Origin of the sequence: Gilliamella sp. WF3-4 (genome assembly GCF_001690275.1) — a bacterium.
Lineage (GTDB): Bacteria > Pseudomonadota > Gammaproteobacteria > Enterobacterales > Orbaceae > Gilliamella > Gilliamella apicola_C.
This window is the reverse complement of sequence record NZ_LZGW01000039.1, coordinates 37,437-58,994: the sequence shown is the minus strand read 5'-3', so window position 1 is coordinate 58,994 and position 21,558 is coordinate 37,437. Positions and strand designations below refer to the sequence as shown.

Sequence of the window (21,558 nt, the reverse complement as noted above, 5' to 3'; positions counted from 1 at the left end):
GACGGCTCGAGCAGGTACGAAAGTAGGTCATAGTGATCCGGTGGTTCTGAATGGAAGGGCCATCGCTCAACGGATAAAAGGTACTCCGGGGATAACAGGCTGATACCGCCCAAGAGTTCATATCGACGGCGGTGTTTGGCACCTCGATGTCGGCTCATCACATCCTGGGGCTGAAGTAGGTCCCAAGGGTACGGCTGTTCGCCGTTTAAAGTGGTACGCGAGCTGGGTTTAGAACGTCGTGAGACAGTTCGGTCCCTATCTGCCATGGGCGTAGGAAAATTGAGAGGGTTTGCTTCTAGTACGAGAGGACCGAAGTGAACGCACCGCTGGTGTTCGGGTTGTGATGCCAATTGCATTGCCCGGTAGCTACGTGCGGAATAGATAAGTGCTGAAAGCATCTAAGTACGAAACTAGCCTTGAGATGAGTTTTCCCTGAAGAGATTCAGTAAGGTCCGTTTGAGACTAAGACGTAGATAGGTCAGGTGTGTAAGTGTAGTGATACATTGAGCTAACTGATACTAATGAACCGAGAGTCTTAACCTTACAACTCGGAGTTGTTTTGGAGTTACGCGATAGGATGATTGAAGTTGATGATTGTATAGAGATTGACTTTAAATTGTTTAATAAATGAGAGAGCAGTTTGTTCCGGATTGAGAGATTGTTGTGGATATGAGATAATACACAGTAATTGAGAGAAGAGAAGACAGGATATGTCTGGCGGTAATAGCGCGGTGGTCCCACCTGACCCCATGCCGAACTCAGAAGTGAAACGCCGTAGTGCCGATGGTAGTGTGGGTATTACCCATGTGAGAGTAGGGTGCCGCCAGACTTTTAAATTTTATTTATATTAACATACCAAATACGGTGGAGCGGTAGTTCAGTTGGTTAGAATACCTGCCTGTCACGCAGGGGGTCGCGGGTTCGAGCCCCGTCCGTTCCGCCACTTCCATTTAGGGGCGTAGTTCAATTGGTAGAGCACCGGTCTCCAAAACCGGGTGTTGGGAGTTCGAGACTCTCCGCCCCTGCCACAAGATAGCATTTATGTTTTAATTTTAGCCAATTAACCCATTTTATCTGTATAAATAAAAGAATTTTGTTTACAGATTAACTTTGTCAATTATAATTCCCGCCAACTACTTTTACAATCTAGAGGATAGAACATGGCTGAGAGTTTTATGAGTCAACAACGTTTTTTCGATAATAAGAATTATCCAAGAGGATTTTCTCGCCACGGCGATTTTACTATTAAAGAAGCTATGATTTTAGAAAAGCATGGTTGTGCTTTTAAAGATCTTGACACAGAAGCTAAAAAGCCTACCACTGCAGAAGAAAAATCATTTGTAGAGGTTTGCAAAGGTAAAAAAGAGCCATCAACTGATTTTGAAAAAACATGGTTGAAGTATCTTTCTCGTATCAATAAGCCAAAACGTTTTCATACATTATCTGGTGGAAAACCACAGGTTGATGTAACAGACGATTTTGTAGATAGTGATGACTAATTCTTTAACCAATATTTTTGTGTAATTGAATTAGTAACCGATCCATAGAGCGATAACTTAATGCTTCTGAAACATGTTTTCGTTCTATGGTGTCTGATAAATCTAAATCTGCGATTGTACGCGATACTTTTAGTATTCGGTGCCATGCGCGAGCAGAGAGGCCTAATTTAATTAAAGCTTGTTCTAAATATTCATTATTTTCATTTGATAATTGGCAATAGCATTGAATTTCATTTGTGCTTAATTGGCTATTTAGTTTGCTGCTTCTTTTTAATTGAGTATTTCTTGCTGTTAGAACTCGTTGTTTTATTGTTTCAGTTGATTCTTCTGAAGTTACTTTTTGGCTTAGAGCACCTTTAGGTAGTAAAGGAACTTCAATAGAAATATCGAACCTGTCAAGAAATGGCCCTGAAAGCCGATTCAAATAGCGAATAGTTTGTTGTGGTGTTGTTCTATTATGTGTGCCTTGATAATGTCCTGTTGGGCTTGGATTCATTGCGGCTATTAACTGAAATCTAGCGGGAAATTTTATTTTTGCATTTGCCCTTGAAATGATAATTTCTCCCGACTCAATGGGTTCTCTTAAAGCATCTAATACTTTTCGATTAAATTCTGGTAATTCGTCTAAAAATAATACACCGTTATGCGCTAGAGAAATTTCTCCAGGTCTAGGGATTGTTCCTCCGCCAACAAGTGCTGCAGTTGATGCGCTATGGTGAGGTGCTCTAAAAGGTCTTTTACGCCAATTTTTTATTGATCCATATGAACTGACAAGGCTAGTTATTGCTGCACTTTCAAGTGCTTCATCATCAGATAATTGAGGTAATAAAGAGGTTAAACGCGTTGCTAACATAGTTTTTCCCGTACCTGGAGGTCCAATTAATAATAAATTATGTCCTCCCGCTGCAGCAATTTCTAATGCTCTTTTGGCGTGTTCTTGCCCAATTATATCTTGTAAACTAGCTGGGTTATTGTTACTGTCTTGATATTCACGATATTGAACTGTTGGTAAATCAATTTCTTTATATAAATATTGGCATAATTCTAGTAAATTACTGGCGATTAATGCGTTGTTTTGGTGAATTAAAGAAATTTCTGATTGGTTTTCGGTGGAAATAATTAATGTGCGATTTTTCTTTTTAGAGGAAATTGCAGCAGGTATTGCGCCTTTTACGGCTCTAATATTTCCTGAAAGAGCTAACTCCCCCAAAAATTCATAATGTAATAAATCTTCTGTTGGAATTTGTTCTGTTGCGGCAAGAATAGCAATAGCTATTGGCAAATCAAAGCGGCTTCCTTCTTTGGGTAAATCTGCTGGAGATAAGTTTACCGTTATTTTTTTAGCTGGAAAGGTAAAACCACTATTAATAATGGCACTTCTAACTCGATCTTTTGCTTCTTTAACGGTTGCTTCAGGAAGACCAACTAATACAAAGCCTGGTAACCCATTGCTAATATGAACTTCAACGTTTATTAATGGTGCTTGTATTCCAATAGAGGCTCGAGTATAAATAATTGCAAGTGACATAGTTTCTAATTATTAATTAATATGTTTAATTTTATTATTATCATATTAGAAAATATCGAAAACCCATTAAAGCTATTTATTAATGGGATATAACACACAAATAAATAATACGATTTTGCAATGATTTTAATTTGTTTTATTTAAAATGCGTTTTGAAATAAGTAATGATACAAAAAATAGGCAAGTATTACTTAATACTATAGAGGGACCTGTTGGGGTGTCATAAACAAATGAGAATAGCACTCCAGCAACTACCGATAGCATTCCTACTATTATTGCAATTAACGCCATTGTTTCGGGGGTTTTTGAATAATATTTTGCTGTTGCGGCAGGAATGATAAGTAAAGATGTAATAATTAGCGCTCCAACAAATTTCATTGACAGACCTATGGTTAATGCTAGTAGTAAAGTCAAAAGCAATTTTGTGAGCTGTACATTAATGCCATGGCTAAAAGCTAATTCTTCGCTTACAGTGATAAATAAAATGTTATTCCATCGCCAAAATAATAAAGCTCCAATGAATGCTACACAAATAATAATCTGATAAAGATCTGAATATGTTACTGATAAAAGATCGCCAAATAAATATCCCATTAAATCGATACGGATATTGTCCATTAAACTAATTACTACTAAGCCTAGTGATAAGGCACTATGAGCTAAGATACCAAGTAATGTATCAATTGGTAATTGTTTTTGTGCTTCTAACCAAAGTAATCCGATAGCTAGTAAGAGTGTGACAAAAATGACTGCATAAAATAAATTGATATCCAACAAAAAGCCAAATGCGATACCAAGTAAAGCAGCATGTGATAAAGTATCGCCAAAATAAGACATTCTTCGCCAAACAACGAAAGTACCTAAAGGCCCAGTTATGCTAGTTAAACATAATCCCGCTAATAAAGAAGGTAATAGTAATTCAATCATTGTTTTTTCCTTCTATAACTTGGCAAAACAATACGCTTATTTTGCTCAATAGATTGTTTACAACAATCATGTTGGTGATTGTGATGATGTTTATAAATAGCGAGTTGCGAGGTTTCATGTTGTCCAAAAAGAGAAATAAACTCTGGATCATTAGAAACAATTGCTGGTGTGCCAGAGCAGCATATATGATGATTTAAGCAGATTACTTCATCGGTTTTTGCCATGACCAAATGAAGATCATGGGAAACCATTAACACGCCGCAATTGAACTGTTTTTTTGCATCAGCGATTAAATCATATAATAGTACTTGGCCATTGACATCTACCCCTTGAGTAGGTTCATCAAGAATCAGTAATTGAGGGCGCTTAGCTAAAGCTTGAGCGAGCAAAACACGTTGCAATTCACCACCTGATAATTGATGCATAGATTCATTGATTAAATATTCAGCTTTTACCATTGATAATATATTAAAAATATCCTTTTTATTTAACTGACTATTAAGACACATAAAACGTCTAACAGTAATAGGTAGCGTTGGATTTAAGTTGATTGACTGCGGCACATAACCAATCGTTAAGTTAGGTAAGCATGTGATTGTTCCTGAGGCGTATGGCATTAATCCTAAAATAACTTTCACCAGTGTCGATTTACCCGCTCCATTAGGACCAAGTACTGTAATAATTTGATTAAGATGAATGACTAACGAAACATCATATAATATTTTTTGATGGTCAATTTGCACCGAAACATTATCAAGCGAAATGAGAGGAGTCATTTTGTTAATCACCCTTGTCTATAAATATGTTATGTTATATTATAACAATAATTAACTCTATTTTACCATACATAATAAATATAGGAAAATTGTATGAAAAAATATATTCTACTAAATAGTAAAAATTTAGTTTTCTTAATGATACTTGGTTCATTAATGTTTATTCAAAGTATTGTTAATTATGCTAATGCGAAAGTTATTTCGTCTGTAAAGCCAATAGGATTTATTGTCGAAGCAATCGCTTCAGGAGTAACTGATAATGATATTTTACTTCCTGATGGCGCATCTCCACATAGTTATTATTTAAAACCATCTGATTTGGCTAAAGTTAAATCAGCTGAACTTGTGGTTTGGGTTGGCAAAGATATGGAAGCTTTTATGCCAACAATATTAAAAAGTATTGATAAGCAAAAACAAATTGAATTAATGGCAATACCAGAGATTAAAGTATTGCTTCGAACAGGTCATGAGGATCATGAACATGAAGATACTCACTCCCATCCTATACCTGCTAATGGTCATCATGGTGAATATGATGAACATATTTGGCTTTCACCTAAAATTGCCAAGGTGATTGCGCAGTCAATCCATGATCGACTTATTACCCTGTATCCAGATAAAAACGCATTGATTGATGCAAATTTAAACGAATTCATCATAAAACTTGCAGAAACAGAACAAAACATTGCAAAAAAACTCATTAACGTACAAAATAGAGGGTATTTTGTGTTTCATGATGCTTATGGGTATTTTGAATCGCAGTTCGGATTAAAGAATTTAGGCAGTTTTACTATAAATCCAGCAATTCAGCCGGGTGTTCAAAAGGTTTATGCAATTCAACAGGCGCTCAAAGAGCACCGAGCAGTATGTGTATTTCGAGAGCCACAGTTTAGCCCTGCAGTTATTGAAAAAATAGTGAATGGAACAGATGTACGTATTGGAGAGTTAAATCCATTAGGAACGGGTATTGCTCTTTCTAAAGATGCATATTCACAATTTTTAGCAAAATTAACAGAGCAACTGTTGGATTGTTTAGATAAAGACTAGTTTTAGAATAAATAGTTAAGGTTAATTTTGGCAAGACAAATAAAATCACCTGATATTGAAAAAAATAATTTTAGAAATACCTATTTTTCAATATTAGGTGTTCTTTTCATTGTTATCTTATTTATCGTTCTGTGGAATCCACTCAATTTGAATCGAACGGTTTATGTTCCTTTAACGCCTCAAGCTGAAACGACTGTAAATGATAACACCCATTCTTCTGTTGTTATCGATGATGGAAAAGTTGAGATGATAAATGGAAAACCTTCTACAGTTACTGAATCATCAGATATTCCTGAAGATGAGATTGTTAAAGATGAATTAGATGACATTGTTGATGATAAAGATAATACTGTGCAATACACTATTGCACGAGGGGATACCCTGCATGATATCTTGATTCGTTATAACGTTAATCGAAACGACATCTATCAGTTAACGACAAAATTTAAACAACTTGCAAATTTGAGAATAGGTCAACAAATTAGTTGGACGACTGATGATAATCATAATTTGCAAACTTTTAGTTGGACAATCTCCAGTAATAATATTCGAATTTATGAAAAATCGGGCGATAAATTTGTAGAAAGTTCAGAAACAGTTGAAAGTGTACCACAAAATATTGTGATAAAAGGTGATATTAAAAGTAGCTTTGTTGCAGATGCTCGCAAAAATGGATTAACCAGTAATGAAATTGGCGTGATTACTCGTGCTTTGCAATGGCGTTTAGATTTTCGTCGTTTGCAAGTTGGTGATAAATTTTCAGTTGTTTTAACCAGAGAGATGCATGGTAATCGTTTATCTAATAGTCAGCTGTTAGGTGTACGCATTAAAAATGGTACCAAAGATTATTACGCTATTTTAGCAGATGATGGTAAATATTATGATATTAATGCGAACAGTTTGTCGCAAAGTTTTTTCCGTTATCCATTAGCAAAGCAAGCTAGAGTTTCCTCTGGTTTTAACCCTCGTCGCTTACATCCTGTTACCGGTGCGATAACTCCACATAATGGTGTTGATTTTGCAGTGTCTCGTGGTACACCAGTTTTATCAGTTGGTAATGGTGAAGTAGTTATTGCAAAGTATAGTGGTTCGGCTGGTAATTATATTGCTATTCGGCATGGGCGTCAGTATATGACAACTTATATGCATTTGGATAAGATTTTAGTCAAACCTGGTCAGCAAGTTAAACAAGGTGATAAGATTGGGTTATCTGGGAATACAGGGCGTTCTACAGGACCTCACCTACACTTTGAGCTACACATTAATAATAAGCCGGTTAATCCATTGACAGCAAGTTTACCTATTTCGGAAGGGTTGACAGGTAAGTCAAAAAAAGCGTTTTTGTCGAAAGTTAAAACCATTAGCTCACAGCTAGATTTTTAAATTCATACGTTTGTTTTATGCTTCAAAATCGATTTTACCTGAAGCTTTTTTTACAAAAAGAAGACCGCAATATCCTTAAAAAATTATGTTATGATAAGCTAATTTTTATTGGATAATAAATATTAGGTGCAGTTTGAACACGTCAACTAAAACATCAAAAAAACGGTCTCCCAAAAATTCTCCAAAAAATAAAAAAAATAAGAAGTCTACACTTTGTCGCCGGTTTTTGACCTTATTATTTAAACTATTTCTTGTCATTGCAGCTGTGGCTATTGTTTACGGCGTTTATCTTGATCAACAAATCAAGGAGCGAGTTGATGGTAATGTGTGGGAGTTGCCAGCGGCAGTTTATGGGCAAATTATAGATCTTGAGCCTGATAGTGAATATAGTCTAAATGATGTAGTGACAATGTTAGAAGGTGCACAATATCGTCAGCAAGATACAAAAGCCAGCCGCCCAGGTGAGTTTATTGTAAGTAATAATGCTGTTGAGGTTTATCGACGACCTTTTACATTTCCTGATGGTGAAGAACCGTCATTTAGAGTTAGTATTACTTTTTATGAAAATCGTATAGATCGCATTACTAATCTAGAAACTGGGCGCGATTTTGGATTGCTAAAAATTGATCCTAAATTAATTACCATGATGCATTCTCCAAATGGCGAGCAACGATTATTTGTTCCATTGAAGCAGTTTCCTGATTCGTTATTGCAAACATTGGTTGCTACAGAAGATAAGCGTTTTTATGATCATCATGGTGTAAGTTTATATTCTATCGGTCGTGCTATTTTCGTTAATTTGACTACTGGCCGCATCGAAGGAGGCAGTACCTTAACCCAGCAAACTGTTAAAAACCTTTTTCTGACTAATGAACGTAGTTTAAGCCGTAAAATACGCGAAGCCTATATGGCTTTGATTTTAGATGGCCGTTATAGTAAAGAACGTATTTTAGAGCTTTATCTAAACGAAGTTTATTTTGGGCAAGCGGGAGGAGAAGAGATTCATGGTTTTCCATTGGCAAGTCTTTACTATTTTGGGCGGCCAGTTAATGAACTTACATTAGATCAGCAAGCAGTGCTGGTTGGTATGGTAAAAGGCGCTTCGTTATATAATCCGTGGACACAACCTCAACAAGTTATTGAGCGCCGTAACGTGGTGTTAAAACTTGCTCAGCAACAAGGCATAATTGATGATGAGTTGTATAACTTATTAAGTCAGCGCCCACTATCAGTGCTACCCAAGGGTGGTGTGATTTCTCCGCAACCAGCATTTATGCAAGTTGTGCGTAGCGAACTGCGAAGGCAATTGGGTGATAAAGCAGATCATTTGTCAGGTATGAAGATTTTTACCACTTTTGATCCGGTAGCTCAATCTGCAGCAGAGCAAGCGGTGACTAACGAAATTGACAAATTGCGCAAATCAACGAAAAAAGAATTACAATCAGCAATGGTTGTAGTTAGTCGAGAAACAGGGGAAATTCGCTCAATTATTGGTAGTGCAGACCCACGTTACCCTGGTTATAACCGTGCTTGGTTAATGCAAAGAGCGATTGGTTCATTAGCTAAACCATCAACGTATTTAACTGCACTTGGGCAACCTGATTATTACCAACTTAATACATGGCTTAATGATAGCCCATTATCGGTTAAGCTTGATAGTGGCGGGTATTGGCAGCCTAAAAATTACGATCGTAAATTCCGTGATCGTGTTATGTTAGTGGACGCTTTGGCACTTTCATTAAATGTACCAACGGTTAATTTAGGTATGGAATTAGGGCTGGATGCAACGAAAAATACTTTACAAGCATTAGGAGTTCCTACGGATCGTATACCTAATTTACCATCAAGATTGCTTGGTGCATTAGAATTAACACCATTAGAAACAGCTCAGATGTTTCAAACTATCACTAATAATGGGCAACGTTCTCCGCTTACTATTTTAAGATATGTATTGACTGATAAAGGTAAGCTAGTTTATCAAAGCTATCCACAACAACTTCAGGCAGTGTCTCGACAATCAGCTTATTTGACAACTTATGCTATGCAACAAGTTGTTAGTTCGGGCACATCTCGTTCATTAAAAGCTAAATACGGTTCGTTTAATTTAGCTGCTAAGACGGGGACAAGCAATGATTCTCGTGATAGCTGGTTTACAGGCGTTGACGGCAGGAATGTTGCTGTTATTTGGATTGGTTTAGATGATCATTCACCAATGAAATTAACTGGAGCTACAGGAGCGCTGAAAATTTATAGTGAATATTTACAAAACAATCCACCAAAGAAATTGGTATTGCCGATACCGCAAAATGTTTTTATGGTACCAATTGATAGTAATGGTCAGTGGCTATGTAATGGCGATGGTGTGCGTACTTTACCCGTATGGATCATTAACCCTAAGGATTTATGTTCTGGAAATAACCAAATGATGGCCACTGAACAGGTACCCAATTGGGTTACAGACCTATTAAATAATTAAGAGGGGGAATAATATGCCTGAATTACCCGAAGTTGAAACAAGTCGTCGAGGCATTTTGCCATATTTAAAAGGACAGATTATACATAAAATTATTGTTAGACAACCTAAATTACGCTGGCCTGTCGATAGCGCTATAAGTAATGCACATGGACAGGTTATTTTAGATATACAGCGTCGAGCTAAATATTTATTGCTACAACTATCTAATAACTGGATCGTAATTCATTTAGGTATGTCAGGTAGTTTACGTATTTTACCAAAGCCTCAAAAAGCACAAAAGCATGATCATATAGACCTCATTTTAGAAAATGGTGTTACATTGCGTTATACTGATCCTAGGCGTTTTGGATCTTGGCTCTGGGCAAATTCGCTAGACGAAATACTGCAATTACAACATTTAGGTCCAGAACCGTTAAGTCATGAGTTTTCAGCTATATATTTATTCGAAAAAGCCAAAAATAGACAGGTTTCCATTAAAAGTTGGATTATGGATAACCATATTGTGGTTGGCGTTGGCAATATTTACGCTTCTGAGTCATTGTTTATGGCGAAAGTCAATCCTAACCGTAAAGTAAGCTCATTACAATTAAATGAATTTGAAAGGCTTGTTGCTGCTATTAAGCAAGTTCTTAGCAAATCCATTGAACAAGGAGGGACAACGCTCAAGGATTTTCTTCAATCTAATGGAAAACCAGGATATTTTGCACAAGAGCTACAAGTTTATGGGCGCAATGGCGAGCGATGTCTAATTTGTGGTGCAGAGATAAAATCGCAAAAAATAGGACAACGCAATACCTTTTATTGTGAATATTGCCAAATATAGCAACGTTAGCTCTACCAAATTATTATTTTTTGTGATTAGTTGCTAAGAATTTTAAATATTTTGCATGTATTGGCTCCCTTTCTTTTACAAAAATATCTTTTTAAGCCCTTTAAACCTTATTTAAATAAGATTAGTATAAGCAACTACAATTAAAGAAGTTATTTTTGTTACTGCGTTGATTACTTTATATAGTAAAACCATTAATATTACAGAGATCTTTTTATTTTAAAGGCTATGGACTTGTTACCTGTTATCAGCTATCTTTTTGCTGAATCATTGTTTATAGCTTGTAAAGTTTAATATATGGGGGGCAATTAGCTGTTGTATCTTAATTTTCAAAGGTTTTGTTTTCTTTTTTACGGGTTTATATTTTATTTAACTCAATGTGTCTTATTTTTATTAAGGAATTTAAGATGATCAAATTCGCTTTTCGCTTTTTGACAACTTGTTTTATTCTATGTTTTACCACGATGGCTAATTCTGAGGTAAGAATTATTATTACCGATGGCGTAAGCTCTGCTAAACCAGTCGCGGTTGTGCCATTTAAGTGGACAGGCTCTGGTCAACCACCACAAATTATAGAAGATATCGTTGCTTCAGATTTACGTAATAGTGGTAAATTTAATCCTGTTGAAGTTAATAGTATGCCACAAAAACCAACAACAGCTTCTGAAGTTACGCCTGCGGCTTGGAATAATCTGGGGGTTTCTGCGGTAGTTGTCGGTTCGATTCAGCCAGATGCCTCAGGAAAATACCTTATCAATTATCAATTAGTTGATATCGTAAACCGTCCAGGTGCCGTTTTAGCACAAAATCAATATTCTATTGATAAGCGTTGGCTCCGTTACGCTGCTCACACTGCAAGTGATGAAATTTTTGAATCATTAACCGGTATTAAAGGTGCTTTTAGAACACGAATTGCTTATGTTGTTAAAACAACCAAAGGACCTTTTTCACATGAATTAAGAGTATCTGATTATGACGGTTATGATCAAATTACTGTTCATCGTTCCAAAGAGCCATTAATGTCTCCAACTTGGTCACCAGATGGTAAAAAAATAGCCTATGTAACATTTGAAGGCGGTCATTCTTCATTAGTTTTAAAAACATTGGATAGTGGCGCTGTTCAAACAATTGCGTCTTTTCCACAACATAATGGTGCGCCAGCGTTTTCTCCAGACGGCAGTAAATTAGCTTTTGCCTTATCTAAAGGGGGAAGTTTAAATTTATATATGATGGATTTAAGTAGCAAAAAAATCACGCAAATTACTTCTAATCGTAATAATAATACAGAACCATCTTGGATGCCTGATAATCAAACTATTGTTTACACTTCTGATCAAGCAGGTCGCCCTCAACTCTATAGTATCAACATTAATAGTGGTGCATCTCAAAGGCTAACTTGGGATAATACACAGAATCAAAATGCGCGGGTATCACCTGATGGTTCTTTTATTGCTATGATATCAACCAATAATGGTGAACAACATATTACTCGATATGATATAAGCACAAATACCTATCAACGTTTAACAGACACCTTTTTGGATGAAACGCCAAGCATTGCGCCAAATGGTACTATGATCATTTATAGCTCATCACAAGGATTAGGTACAATTTTGAATCTAGTTTCAACAGATGGTAATTTTAAAGCAAGATTACCAGCAACAGATGGGCAAGTAAAATTCCCTTCATGGTCGCCATATTTATAAGAAGAGGTTATAATATTGCACAATATTGCAATTATTAAAATTGTGTAAAGCACAAGGGCATTATAATATATACCTCTAATCGTTCTGGTTGGTAACGGCTGTTACTTTGAAGTTGGTTAGGTGTGTAAAAATACAGGTAATAATTTATTTAAACAAAAGGAGTTAATACAATGCAATTTTCTAAATTTCTTAAAGTAGCCGCGGTTGCTTTACCACTAATTACTGTAACTGCATGTTCGTCTAATAACAGTAGCAATGTAGCTGGTGTTGCAAGTGGTTCTTTATCAAAAGAAGCTTTAGAGCAATTAAATAAATTACAACAAATCAATACAGTATATTTTGATTTTGACAAATATAATGTTAAATCTGACTATGCAACATTATTAAATGCACATGCAATATTTATTCGTGCAAATAACGTGAAAGTAATTATCGAAGGTCATGCAGATGAACGCGGTACGCCAGAATATAACATTGCATTAGGTGAACGTCGTGCTGCTGCAGTTAAAGCATATTTACAAGGTAATGGTGCTTCTGATAGCCAAATGGAAATTGTATCATATGGTAAAGAAAAACCAGCAGTATTAGGCCATGACGAAGAAGCTTATGCTAAAAACCGTCGTGCTGTAGTAACTTATGCTATCAACTAATAGCATTTTATAACGGCTGATTATTCAGCCGTTTCTTTTCTACATTCATGCTGAGTAATATGATATGCATAAAAAAACACTCGTATTGTTCTTATTTCTTTTATTCACTGGCTGTGCAGCAGGCAGTTCAGAATCGGATAGAACTATTCAGGCACAAGGCCAATTATTAATACAAAATCAGGAAAGGATTAATGATTTACAAGCTGAAGTGGATGCGCTTCGAGGGCAATTAGAAGAAACTAGATACCAACTTAATCAGACGATAGAACGTCAAAAAATGATTCTTCAACAAATGGTTGGTGGCTCGGGCGTTTCTGCAAATGCGAACACTTCTGAGGATAATACTTCTTCATCAACGGCAACAACGCCATCATCTGATTTATCTGGTTGGGAAACTTCGGGTCGTGATAAGGCTGATTATAATTTTATCATGCAGTTTGTTAACGATGGGAAAAAAAGTAATGAGGTCGTTGCGGCATTTCAAAAATTTATAAAAGCTTATCCAAAGTCAGGTTATTTAGCTAATGCTAATTATTGGATAGGTCAACTTTATTATAAGCAAGGAAATAAAGATCAGGCTTCATTTTATTATGCAACTGTAGTGAAAAAGTTTGCGACCTCTTCCAAAGCTGCAGATAGCCTATATAAAGTTGGTTTGATTTTGCTTGAGAAAGGCGATAAGAAAAATGCTAGAATCGTTTTTCAACAAGTTATAAGTAAATATTCTAAAAATAAAAACGTTGTTGATCAGGCTAAAAAAAAGTTAGCATCGCTAAAGTAAAATGTACAAATAACCATCTGTTAAATAGAAATATCAATAAAAGGGTTGCGTAACATTATAATTATAAGTATTATACCAACCCGAAATTACTTGAAACCTTAAGGAATTAAGTAGTTGTTTTCTGAAATGGGTTGTTAGCTCAGTCGGTAGAGCAGCGGACTTTTAATCCGTTTGTCGAGCGTTCGAATCGCTCACGACCCACCACTCTCTCTAGAAAATCCATCAATCCATCAATCCATCAACCAATTATTTTTTATTAGCCCTTTATAAAGCTTGCTAAGGTGTTAATGAAATAATTTTATTTTGTATTAACAATGTTGGATTGGTGAGAGGATTGCTTCTTATCGTTATCGAAATGCTTCGTAGGTGGAAAAAGGGAGATATATCCCTTTTTAAGGTTATTTATTCTTGGCTGCTAATTCAATAATTTTCATTGTTACTTCAAATGATTTAAGAAATGATGATAATGGTAAAAATTCAAAGCATGAATGGAAGTTATGAGCGCCAGTAAAGTAATTTGGCGTGGTAAGCCCTCTAGCAGAAAGAGCAGAACCATCGGTTCCTCCACGCATTGCGATGGTTTTTGGTTGAATATTGAGTTGTTCAAATGATTGATAAATTAAATCAATACAGCGACGGTCATTACCTAAATAGTTAGCGATATTGCTATAGGTATCGGTAATGTTACACTCAATTTTTGCTTTTGGATATTTTAAGCTAATAAAACGTATAACTTCTTGTATATAAGCCTTACGCGCCTCATACTTAGCTAAATCAAAGTCACGAATACTCATTTTTAATGTTGTGGTACTTTGATTACCAACGATATCATTAAACCAAAAATACCCTTCTTTGCCTTCGGTATGTTCTGGTGTTTCAAAGCTATCAAAACAGTTAATAATGTCATTGGCAATGCCGATAGGATTGATTAAAACATTTTTAGCAGACATAGGATGAGCAGAGATGCCTTCAATTTCAATAATGGCTGAGCCAGCATTGAATGTCTCATAAACGACTTCACCTAACTCACAACAATCGATTGTGTAAGCAAAATCAGGCTTGAAACGGTTTAAATCCAGTTTTTTTGCACCATTTAAGCCGACTTCTTCATCGGGTACAAAGGCAACATAAATATCGCCATATGTATAATTTTGTTGTTGTAATTGCTCTAACATAGTCATCACAATGGCAATGGCTGCTTTATTATCCGCACCAAGTACGCTGGTACCATCAGTGACAATCAATTCATCATTGAGATATTTATTCAGTTCGGGATGCTGATCGACTTTAAACCAAATATTTTTATCTTTGTTTAATAGAATATCTTGGCCAGTAAAGGTTACTCTCTGTGGCTTAACTTTATCTGATAAGGCAACATCGACAGTATCAAGATGGGCAACATAGCCAATTTTAGGCGCATTTGGGTTATTGCCGGGGAGCTTAGCCGTTACAATACTATGTTCATCAAGATGAACATCTTGTAGATTAAGCTCGATTAACTCTTGTTTAAGTAATTTGGCTAATTCTGCTTGCCCTAGAGTTGAGGGCACATGTGCGCAACCAATAGCGCTTTGGCTTGGAACGTTGACATAGCGTAAAAAACGTTTAACTAGTTGTTCGGTAATATTCATAATATTTTGACTCCTTGTGGTGACTAATTATTTACTGGCGGGTAAACATAACCGCTATCAAAACCAATTGGTAGGCCGAAGAACCAAAAAAGTAATAAGTTTATCGTTAATGCAATAAGCAGTGCAGCGGTATAAGGAATCATCATTGAACTTAATGTACCTACACCTGTGTTTTTACAGTATTGCTGGCAATAGGCAATAATCAGAGGGTAAAAAGCAAACATAGGCGTACTAACATTAACCGCAGAACTAATGCGGTAAGCGGCTTGAGTTAATTCTGGCGAGATACCAACAGACATAAGCATAGGCACAAAAATCGGCGCTAAAATAGCCCACTTCGATGATGCCGAGGTAATTAACACATTTAACATACTTGTTAGAATGATCACACCAAATATGGTTACAACTGGAGGCAGATGCAGTGCTTTTAATAAATCGGCGCCACCAATTGCAATTAATGTTCCAATTTGTGAATGAGAAAAGACATATAGAAATTGAGCACAAAAGAAAGCAAAAACAATGAATGGAATAAGTGATTTAGTGATATTTTCCATTGATTTTACTATATCGCGTGATGATTTAAATGTACCAGTTATAAAACCATGTATTAAGCCTGGAATAGCAAAAAATACAAATAATAATGGCACAATAATTTGCATAATTGGAGCCTTATTGCTTGTCATGCTTCCATCAGATGCACGCAATAAAGAGTTTTCTGGTAACAATAATAAAATTAAACCAATAGCAATAATTATAAAGACAATTGAAGCTACTTTGAAAGCACGATTTTCAACGGGTGTAATCGCTGGCGAGTTGGCAATGTTATCTAATTTTAGATCACTATTTAAAGGCATGGTTGCATTTAATCGAGGCTCGACAATTTTATCGGTAACAAACCAGCAAGCTAATAATACAAAAAAGGTACCGCCAAAACTTAAGAAATAGTTACAAAGTACATTGACTTGATAAGATGGATCAATAATTTGTGCTGCACTTTGAGTAAAACCTTGCATGATTGGATCGATAATAGATGGTGTATAGCTTGAACTAAATCCACCAGCTAATCCAGCGAATGAAGCCGCAATCCCAGCTAACGGGTGGCGACCAATTGCATAGAACATCATAGCCGATACGGGCATTAAAATCACATAAGCTGAGTCAGCAGCAATGTGGCAAACCATACTGACAAAAATCACTGATGGTGTGACTAAATTTTTCGGGGTAATAGCCAGTAATTTTTTGAGTAGCACATGGATATAACCACTGCTCTCAGCAATACCTATGCCTAATGTCGCCACAATTGTAATTCCAAGCGGTGGAAAGTTGATAAAATTAGGTACCATCTTAGTAAAAAAAGTAACAAGATGCTCAGGCGCTAACATATTAACAACAACAAGCTTATCTTGCGTGACAGGATTAATATAGTTAAAACTCACAAAAGAAAGCAATAGCGAAGCAACAAAACAGATGACTAAAGCATAGAAAAAAAGAGTGGTTACATCGGGGATTTTGTTTCCAATTCGTTCAATAGTATTTAGAAAACCCCCTGTTCTTATTGGTGACGGATTTGTTGTCTGATTCATAATAAAATTAGTGTAAATATTGTTCGAATTGACAATCTAACACATATTTATAATGTGGGCAAATAACGTTGTTTTATACTGAAATTATCCTTTTTCTGAATATTTTTTACATCACTATTTTTTACCTAATTGATGTGGTTGGTATTGTGTCAAAAGTGCATTCCAAAGATGAACAAAAGATTAATTTTATAAGAGATAATGTTAAATTTATACGCTAGCGGCTTACCTAATAAAAGGCAAAGTTTATTGAAAAAAGCATGGTGGTTTTAAGCGATAGTTTGTAGACTATGCATCATTATCCGTTTTAGGTTGTATACTTTGTATATAAATTAAATATGAATCTTTTAAAATCTTTAGCAACCGTAAGTTCCATGACAATGGTTTCCCGTGTATTAGGTTTTGTGCGCGATGCCATTATTGCGCGTTTTTTTGGCGCAGGCATGGCGACCGATGCTTTTTTTGTTGCTTTCAAATTGCCTAATTTGCTACGGCGTATTTTTGCTGAAGGCGCCTTTTCTCAAGCCTTTGTGCCCATTCTGGCTGAATATAAGAATCAACAAGGTATTGAGGCAACACGTACTTTTGTTGCTTATATAGCTGGGCTTTTAACCTTAGTATTAGCTTTTGTCACCTTAATTGGCGTTGTTAGCGCACCTTTTATTATAATGTTAACGGCTCCCGGATTTATGCAAGAGTCAACCGAAAAATTTGAGCTTGCAACGACCATGTTGCGTATAACCTTTCCTTATATCTTTTTTATATCACTGGCTTCACTTGTTGGCGCGATACTCAATACATGGAATCGCTTCTCTGTTCCTGCTTTTGTTCCAACACTATTGAATGTCAGTATGATTCTATTCACGCTATTTTTGACTCCTTATTTTAACCCTCCAGTATTAGCGCTTGCTGCATCGGTTGGTGTAGGTGGTATTTTGCAATTACTGTATCAGCTTCCCTATTTAAAAAAAATTGGCATGTTAGTGTTGCCACGTATTAGCTTTAAAGATAGTGGTGTTTGGCGAGTCTTGAAACAGATGGGACCGGCAATTTTAGGGGTGTCAGTAGGGCAAATCTCTTTAATTATTAATACGATTTTTGCCTCATTTCTAGTTTCAGGATCGGTCTCATGGATGTATTATGCAGACCGCTTAATGGAATTTCCTGCTGGCGTGCTTGGCGTAGCATTAGGTACGATTTTATTACCCTCGTTAGCGAAAAGTTTTTCTAAAGGTGATCATAAGCAATATTCTGAGGTATTAGATTGGGGATTGCGGCTTTGTTTTTTACTGGCTTTGCCAAGTACCGTGGCATTAGGCGTTATCTCTCGTCCTCTTATATCAACATTATTTGAGTATGGGCAATTTACCCTAAATGATACCTTAATGACACAGCGAGCCTTAGTGGCTTATTCTATCGGTCTACTTGGATTGATTTTAATTAAAGTGTTAGCACCCGCATTTTATTCGCGTCAGGATATTAAAACTCCCGTCAAAATTGCAATTGTTACGTTAATTTTAACACAGCTAATGAATCTTGTTTTTATTGGGCCATTACAGCATGCAGGCCTTTCACTATCCATTGGTTTAGCCGCTTGCTTTAATGCTGGATTATTGTATTGGCAACTGCGTAAAAAACAACTTTATCAACCCCAACCTGGTTGGTATCTCTTTTTAATTAAAGTCATTATTGCCGTAATATTAATGTCCACAGTGTTATGGTCTGGCTCACAGCTATTACCTGATTGGTCAACGGGTTCAATGTGGGTTCGTATAGGGCGATTATTTTTATTGGTAATTGTTGGCATCGTTGTTTATTTTGCATCATTGATTGCTATGGGATTTAAGATTAAACACTTTATTAAACGAATTGATTAATAATAAACGACCGGTAAAGATAAATTTCATTTTTTCAAAAAAGTATCAAATAGTAAAAATCATTAATTATAAAACTAATGAGGAAATAGGATGAATAAGGTCTCATTTTTTACACTACCTATTATAGGTAGTCTAGTTTATTTTTTATTGAGTTGTTTTTTTTCGATGTATTTCGCATTTTTGCAATACAATTACGAAGCTTTTTGGGACGCATTTCAGTTACTAGATTTTGATACTTCAATTTATTTCTATCAAAATAAATTTGTAGATACATTATGGGTTTTTAGCGTGTTGTCGCTTGTTTTGCATTACGCTAATGTTCATATTGTTAATAAAATCAATGTAATACTATTGATTTTTATGATGATGATATTTTCAATAATTGCTGCATTTATTCAACAAACTATAATTGTTTATTACTACGAGATACCTATTTTCCCGATAATAATAATAGTTATCTCATCAGTTATTTTTTGCGCTTTGCTATACAGCTTATTAATTTACTATTTAACAAATTTCTTTGAAAAATACTTTATAAAAAGCAAACAGTCATTTGCAATTACCGCAACTAATAGCTCAACTATTCACTTCATTTTATTTTCAACGTTTATTGGTTTTATTTTGATTAAAGGGTATGAATTAATCACTAATGCTTTTGACTTAATGCTTAGTGGTTTTCAAGAGTCTTTGTATATTGGTGCTATATTGCTTGGACTGTTTTTGTCTAAAAGCTGTTTTAAGCAACCCTTTAATAAAATTCAATCAGAAAAACTCATTAAAAGTATTTCTGTGTCTGCCATGATGATTTTTATTTGCGACATTCTTTATTTTACTTTCACGTACAAAATGCCGATAAGATATTCTATTAACGCTAATGTATTGATACATGCAGGTCGTAGCCTACTCCTATTGGTATTGCTTATTATGCTAATTTGTTTGATTATTAATAAAGTGACTAAGCATTATTTTTTAAAACAAAAATAATAAAGATCAAATCAATGGTTTTTCTGGCTGATTTTAAAAAATGATTTGTTTTGAGGGTAGCGGTAATTTTGAGCTTTGAGGATATATAATAAGCGATTGATGATAACGCTTGAGCTAGGGGATTTTATGCTAAATCGCCTAGCCCGCGAAATGGTTGCCGAATGCGGCCTGCACTGTCCATCTCGTTTACTCGGTTTTACGCATCGGTACCGATTTATTCCTGACAAAATTATTTCCGATAAAATAGCCTTAGCCAAACATTCTTGTTTGACGTGCTAACCTTGCTTTGTCGATGGCACATTATGACGTCGAATAAGGTACGACATTAACCACCGTTGTAGATAAAAAGTGGGTGATTTTTATAAAAAAAGTAAAGCAAAAACTTAAATAAAATCAATTGGTTTTCTGAATGTTTTTAGCGTAAAATGAAGATTATTGGGATTGTGTAGTTTCGAATGTGCTAACATTTGTTATATTTTTCGGGGTAATAGCCAGTAATTTTTTGAGTAGCACATGGATATAACCACTGCTCTCAGCAATACCTATGCCTAATGTCGCCACAATTGTAATTCCAAGCGGTGGAAAGCTGATAAAATTAGGTACTATCTTGGTAAAAAAAGTAACAAAAGTAACAAAATACATCTAGTTTCAGGATCGGTCTCATGGATGTATTATGCAGACCGCTTAATGGAATTTCCTGCTGGCGTGCTTGGCGTAGCATTAGGTACGATTTTATTACTCGTTAGCGAAAAGTTTTTCTAAAGGTGATCATAAGCAATATTCTGAGGTATTAGATTGGGGGATTGCGACTTTGTTTTTTACTGGCTCTGCCAAGTACCGTGGCATTAGGCGTTATCTCTCGTCCTCTTATATCAACATTATTTGAGTATGGGCAATTTACCCTAAATGATACCTTAATGACACAGCGAGCCTTAGTGGCTTATTCTATCGGTCTACTTGGATTGATTTTAATTAAAGTGTTAGCACCCGCATTTTATTCGCGTCAGGATATTAAAACTCCCGTCAAAATTGCAATTGTTACGTTAATTTTAACACAGCTAATGAATCTTGTTTTTATTGGGCCATTACAGCATGCAGGCCTTTCACTATCCATTGGTTTAGCCGCTTGCTTTAATGCTGGATTATTGTATTGGCAACTGCGTAAAAAACAACTTTATCAACCCCAACCTGGTTGGTATCTCTTTTTAATTAAAGTCATTATTGCCGTAATATTAATGTCCACAGTGTTATGGTCTGGCTCACAGCTATTACCTGATTGGTCAACGGGTTCAATGTGGGTTCGTATAGGGCGATTATTTTTATTGGTAATTGTTGGCATCGTTGTCTATTTTGCGTCATTAATTGCTATGGGATTTAAGATTAAACACTTTATTAAACGAATTGATTAACAACAACCAATAATTAAAATTTTGTTAAAAATTTTAGGTAACAGGAACGTTTAAGTAAAAATTAATAAGCAAATAAGATGAATAAAGTGTCTTTTTTACTCTCCCCATTATTGATGGTGTAGTTTATTTTTATTGAGTTGTTTTTTTTCGATGTATTTCGCATTTTTGCAATACAATTACGAAGCTTTTTGGGGCGCATTTCAGTTACTAGATTTTGGTATTTCAATTTATTTCTATCAAAATAAATTTGTAGATACATTATGGGTTTTTGGCGTGTTGTTGCTTGTTCTTCATTACGCTAATGTTCATATGGTTAATAAAATATAATGCTATTGATTTACATAATGATGATATTTTCGATAATTGCTGTATTTCTTCAACAAAAAAGTAGCGTACTATTAATCAATAGGTTATGATTCAAGTGCTTTAAAGCAAAGAAATACTCATTAATTGAGTGATTTTTAAAAATTAAATA

15 protein-coding genes, 3 tRNA genes, 2 rRNA genes and 2 pseudogenes are annotated in these 21,558 nt (G+C 35.4%); 16 read left to right on the top strand and 6 right to left on the bottom strand.

The features are described from left to right. The 5 genes from A9G47_RS09185 to A9G47_RS09165 form a co-directional block, all read left to right on the top strand. Positions 1 to 543, top strand: a 23S ribosomal RNA gene (locus A9G47_RS09185); the annotation flags it as partial. A gap of 170 nt (positions 544 to 713) precedes the next feature. Continuing rightward, positions 714 to 829, top strand: a 5S ribosomal RNA gene (gene rrf, locus A9G47_RS09180). A gap of 37 nt (positions 830 to 866) precedes the next feature. Continuing rightward, positions 867 to 943: transfer RNA gene (locus A9G47_RS09175), tRNA-Asp, on the top strand. Between the two features lie 9 nt (positions 944 to 952). After that, positions 953 to 1,028: transfer RNA gene (locus A9G47_RS09170), tRNA-Trp, on the top strand. A 132-nt stretch (positions 1,029 to 1,160) separates the two neighbouring features. Then, positions 1,161 to 1,499 (top strand): DUF413 domain-containing protein, encoded by a 339-nt coding sequence (locus A9G47_RS09165; RefSeq protein WP_065567801.1) that lies wholly within the window; start codon positions 1,161 to 1,163, stop codon positions 1,497 to 1,499. 4 nt (positions 1,500 to 1,503) lie between these two features. On the opposite strand, the gene A9G47_RS09160 is transcribed toward A9G47_RS09165, so the two are convergent. From A9G47_RS09160 to znuC, 3 genes are all read right to left on the bottom strand, one after another. Further along, positions 1,504 to 3,027 (bottom strand): YifB family Mg chelatase-like AAA ATPase, encoded by a 1,524-nt coding sequence (locus A9G47_RS09160; protein WP_065642738.1) that lies wholly within the window; start codon positions 3,025 to 3,027, stop codon positions 1,504 to 1,506. 126 nt (positions 3,028 to 3,153) lie between these two features. Beyond that, positions 3,154 to 3,954, bottom strand: a complete 801-nt coding sequence (gene znuB, locus A9G47_RS09155; protein WP_065567799.1) for a zinc ABC transporter permease subunit ZnuB — start codon at positions 3,952 to 3,954, stop codon at positions 3,154 to 3,156. Next, entirely contained in the window at positions 3,951 to 4,730 is a 780-nt protein-coding gene (znuC, locus tag A9G47_RS09150) for a zinc ABC transporter ATP-binding protein ZnuC (RefSeq protein ID WP_065642737.1), read from the bottom strand. Before znuC ends, znuB begins: the two co-directional genes overlap by 4 nt. Positions 4,731 to 4,823: 93 nt before the next feature. Here znuC and znuA point away from each other — a divergent pair, with 93 nt between their 5' ends. The 8 genes from znuA to A9G47_RS09110 all read left to right on the top strand — a co-directional run bounded on the left by znuA (position 4,824) and on the right by A9G47_RS09110 (position 13,806). Then, the gene (gene znuA / locus A9G47_RS09145) at positions 4,824 to 5,777 is read left to right on the top strand and encodes a zinc ABC transporter substrate-binding protein ZnuA (protein WP_065642736.1); all 954 of its coding nucleotides are present in this window, start codon (positions 4,824 to 4,826) and stop codon (positions 5,775 to 5,777) included. 27 nt (positions 5,778 to 5,804) lie between these two features. Next, complete coding sequence (gene mepM, locus A9G47_RS09140) at positions 5,805 to 7,160, top strand: murein DD-endopeptidase MepM (protein ID WP_065642735.1); 1,356 nt, start codon at positions 5,805 to 5,807, stop codon at positions 7,158 to 7,160. 133 nt (positions 7,161 to 7,293) lie between these two features. After that, positions 7,294 to 9,636, top strand: coding sequence for a bifunctional glycosyl transferase/transpeptidase (gene mrcB / locus A9G47_RS09135; protein ID WP_065642734.1), 2,343 nt, complete (start codon positions 7,294 to 7,296; stop codon positions 9,634 to 9,636). 13 nt (positions 9,637 to 9,649) lie between these two features. Beyond that, positions 9,650 to 10,459, top strand: coding sequence for a bifunctional DNA-formamidopyrimidine glycosylase/DNA-(apurinic or apyrimidinic site) lyase (mutM, locus tag A9G47_RS09130; protein WP_065567794.1), 810 nt, complete (start codon positions 9,650 to 9,652; stop codon positions 10,457 to 10,459). A 416-nt stretch (positions 10,460 to 10,875) separates the two neighbouring features. Continuing rightward, entirely contained in the window at positions 10,876 to 12,171 is a 1,296-nt protein-coding gene (gene tolB, locus A9G47_RS09125; protein ID WP_065580071.1) for a Tol-Pal system beta propeller repeat protein TolB, read from the top strand. A gap of 170 nt (positions 12,172 to 12,341) precedes the next feature. Then, entirely contained in the window at positions 12,342 to 12,821 is a 480-nt protein-coding gene (gene pal / locus A9G47_RS09120) for a peptidoglycan-associated lipoprotein Pal (RefSeq protein ID WP_065567793.1), read from the top strand. Positions 12,822 to 12,885: 64 nt separating this feature from the next. Beyond that, positions 12,886 to 13,602 (top strand): tol-pal system protein YbgF, encoded by a 717-nt coding sequence (ybgF, locus tag A9G47_RS09115; protein WP_065567792.1) that lies wholly within the window; start codon positions 12,886 to 12,888, stop codon positions 13,600 to 13,602. Positions 13,603 to 13,730: 128 nt separating this feature from the next. Beyond that, positions 13,731 to 13,806, top strand: a tRNA-Lys gene (locus A9G47_RS09110). Positions 13,807 to 14,000: 194 nt separating this feature from the next. On the opposite strand, the gene pepT is transcribed toward A9G47_RS09110, so the two are convergent. Both pepT and A9G47_RS09100 read right to left on the bottom strand, forming a co-directional pair. Further along, complete coding sequence (gene pepT, locus A9G47_RS09105; RefSeq protein WP_065580064.1) at positions 14,001 to 15,233, bottom strand: peptidase T; 1,233 nt, start codon at positions 15,231 to 15,233, stop codon at positions 14,001 to 14,003. A 23-nt stretch (positions 15,234 to 15,256) separates the two neighbouring features. Further along, complete coding sequence (locus tag A9G47_RS09100; RefSeq protein ID WP_065567790.1) at positions 15,257 to 16,816, bottom strand: AbgT family transporter; 1,560 nt, start codon at positions 16,814 to 16,816, stop codon at positions 15,257 to 15,259. Between the two features lie 335 nt (positions 16,817 to 17,151). On the opposite strand from A9G47_RS09100, the gene murJ (A9G47_RS09095) reads away from it, so the two are divergent. Next, the gene (gene murJ / locus A9G47_RS09095; RefSeq protein ID WP_065567789.1) at positions 17,152 to 18,690 is read left to right on the top strand and encodes a murein biosynthesis integral membrane protein MurJ; all 1,539 of its coding nucleotides are present in this window, start codon (positions 17,152 to 17,154) and stop codon (positions 18,688 to 18,690) included. Positions 18,691 to 19,800: 1,110 nt separating this feature from the next. Next, a complete protein-coding gene (locus tag A9G47_RS14285; protein ID WP_176700686.1) occupies positions 19,801 to 19,953 on the top strand; it encodes a hypothetical protein in 153 nt (50 codons plus the stop codon). A gap of 192 nt (positions 19,954 to 20,145) precedes the next feature. Here A9G47_RS14285 and A9G47_RS14995 read toward each other — a convergent pair. Continuing rightward, positions 20,146 to 20,307 (bottom strand): annotated as a pseudogene (locus A9G47_RS14995) (AbgT family transporter); the annotation flags it as partial. 9 nt (positions 20,308 to 20,316) lie between these two features. On the opposite strand from A9G47_RS14995, the pseudogene murJ (A9G47_RS09085) reads away from it, so the two are divergent. Continuing rightward, positions 20,317 to 21,083 (top strand): annotated as a pseudogene (murJ, locus tag A9G47_RS09085) (murein biosynthesis integral membrane protein MurJ); the annotation flags it as partial. Between the last annotated feature and the right edge of the window lie 475 nt (positions 21,084 to 21,558).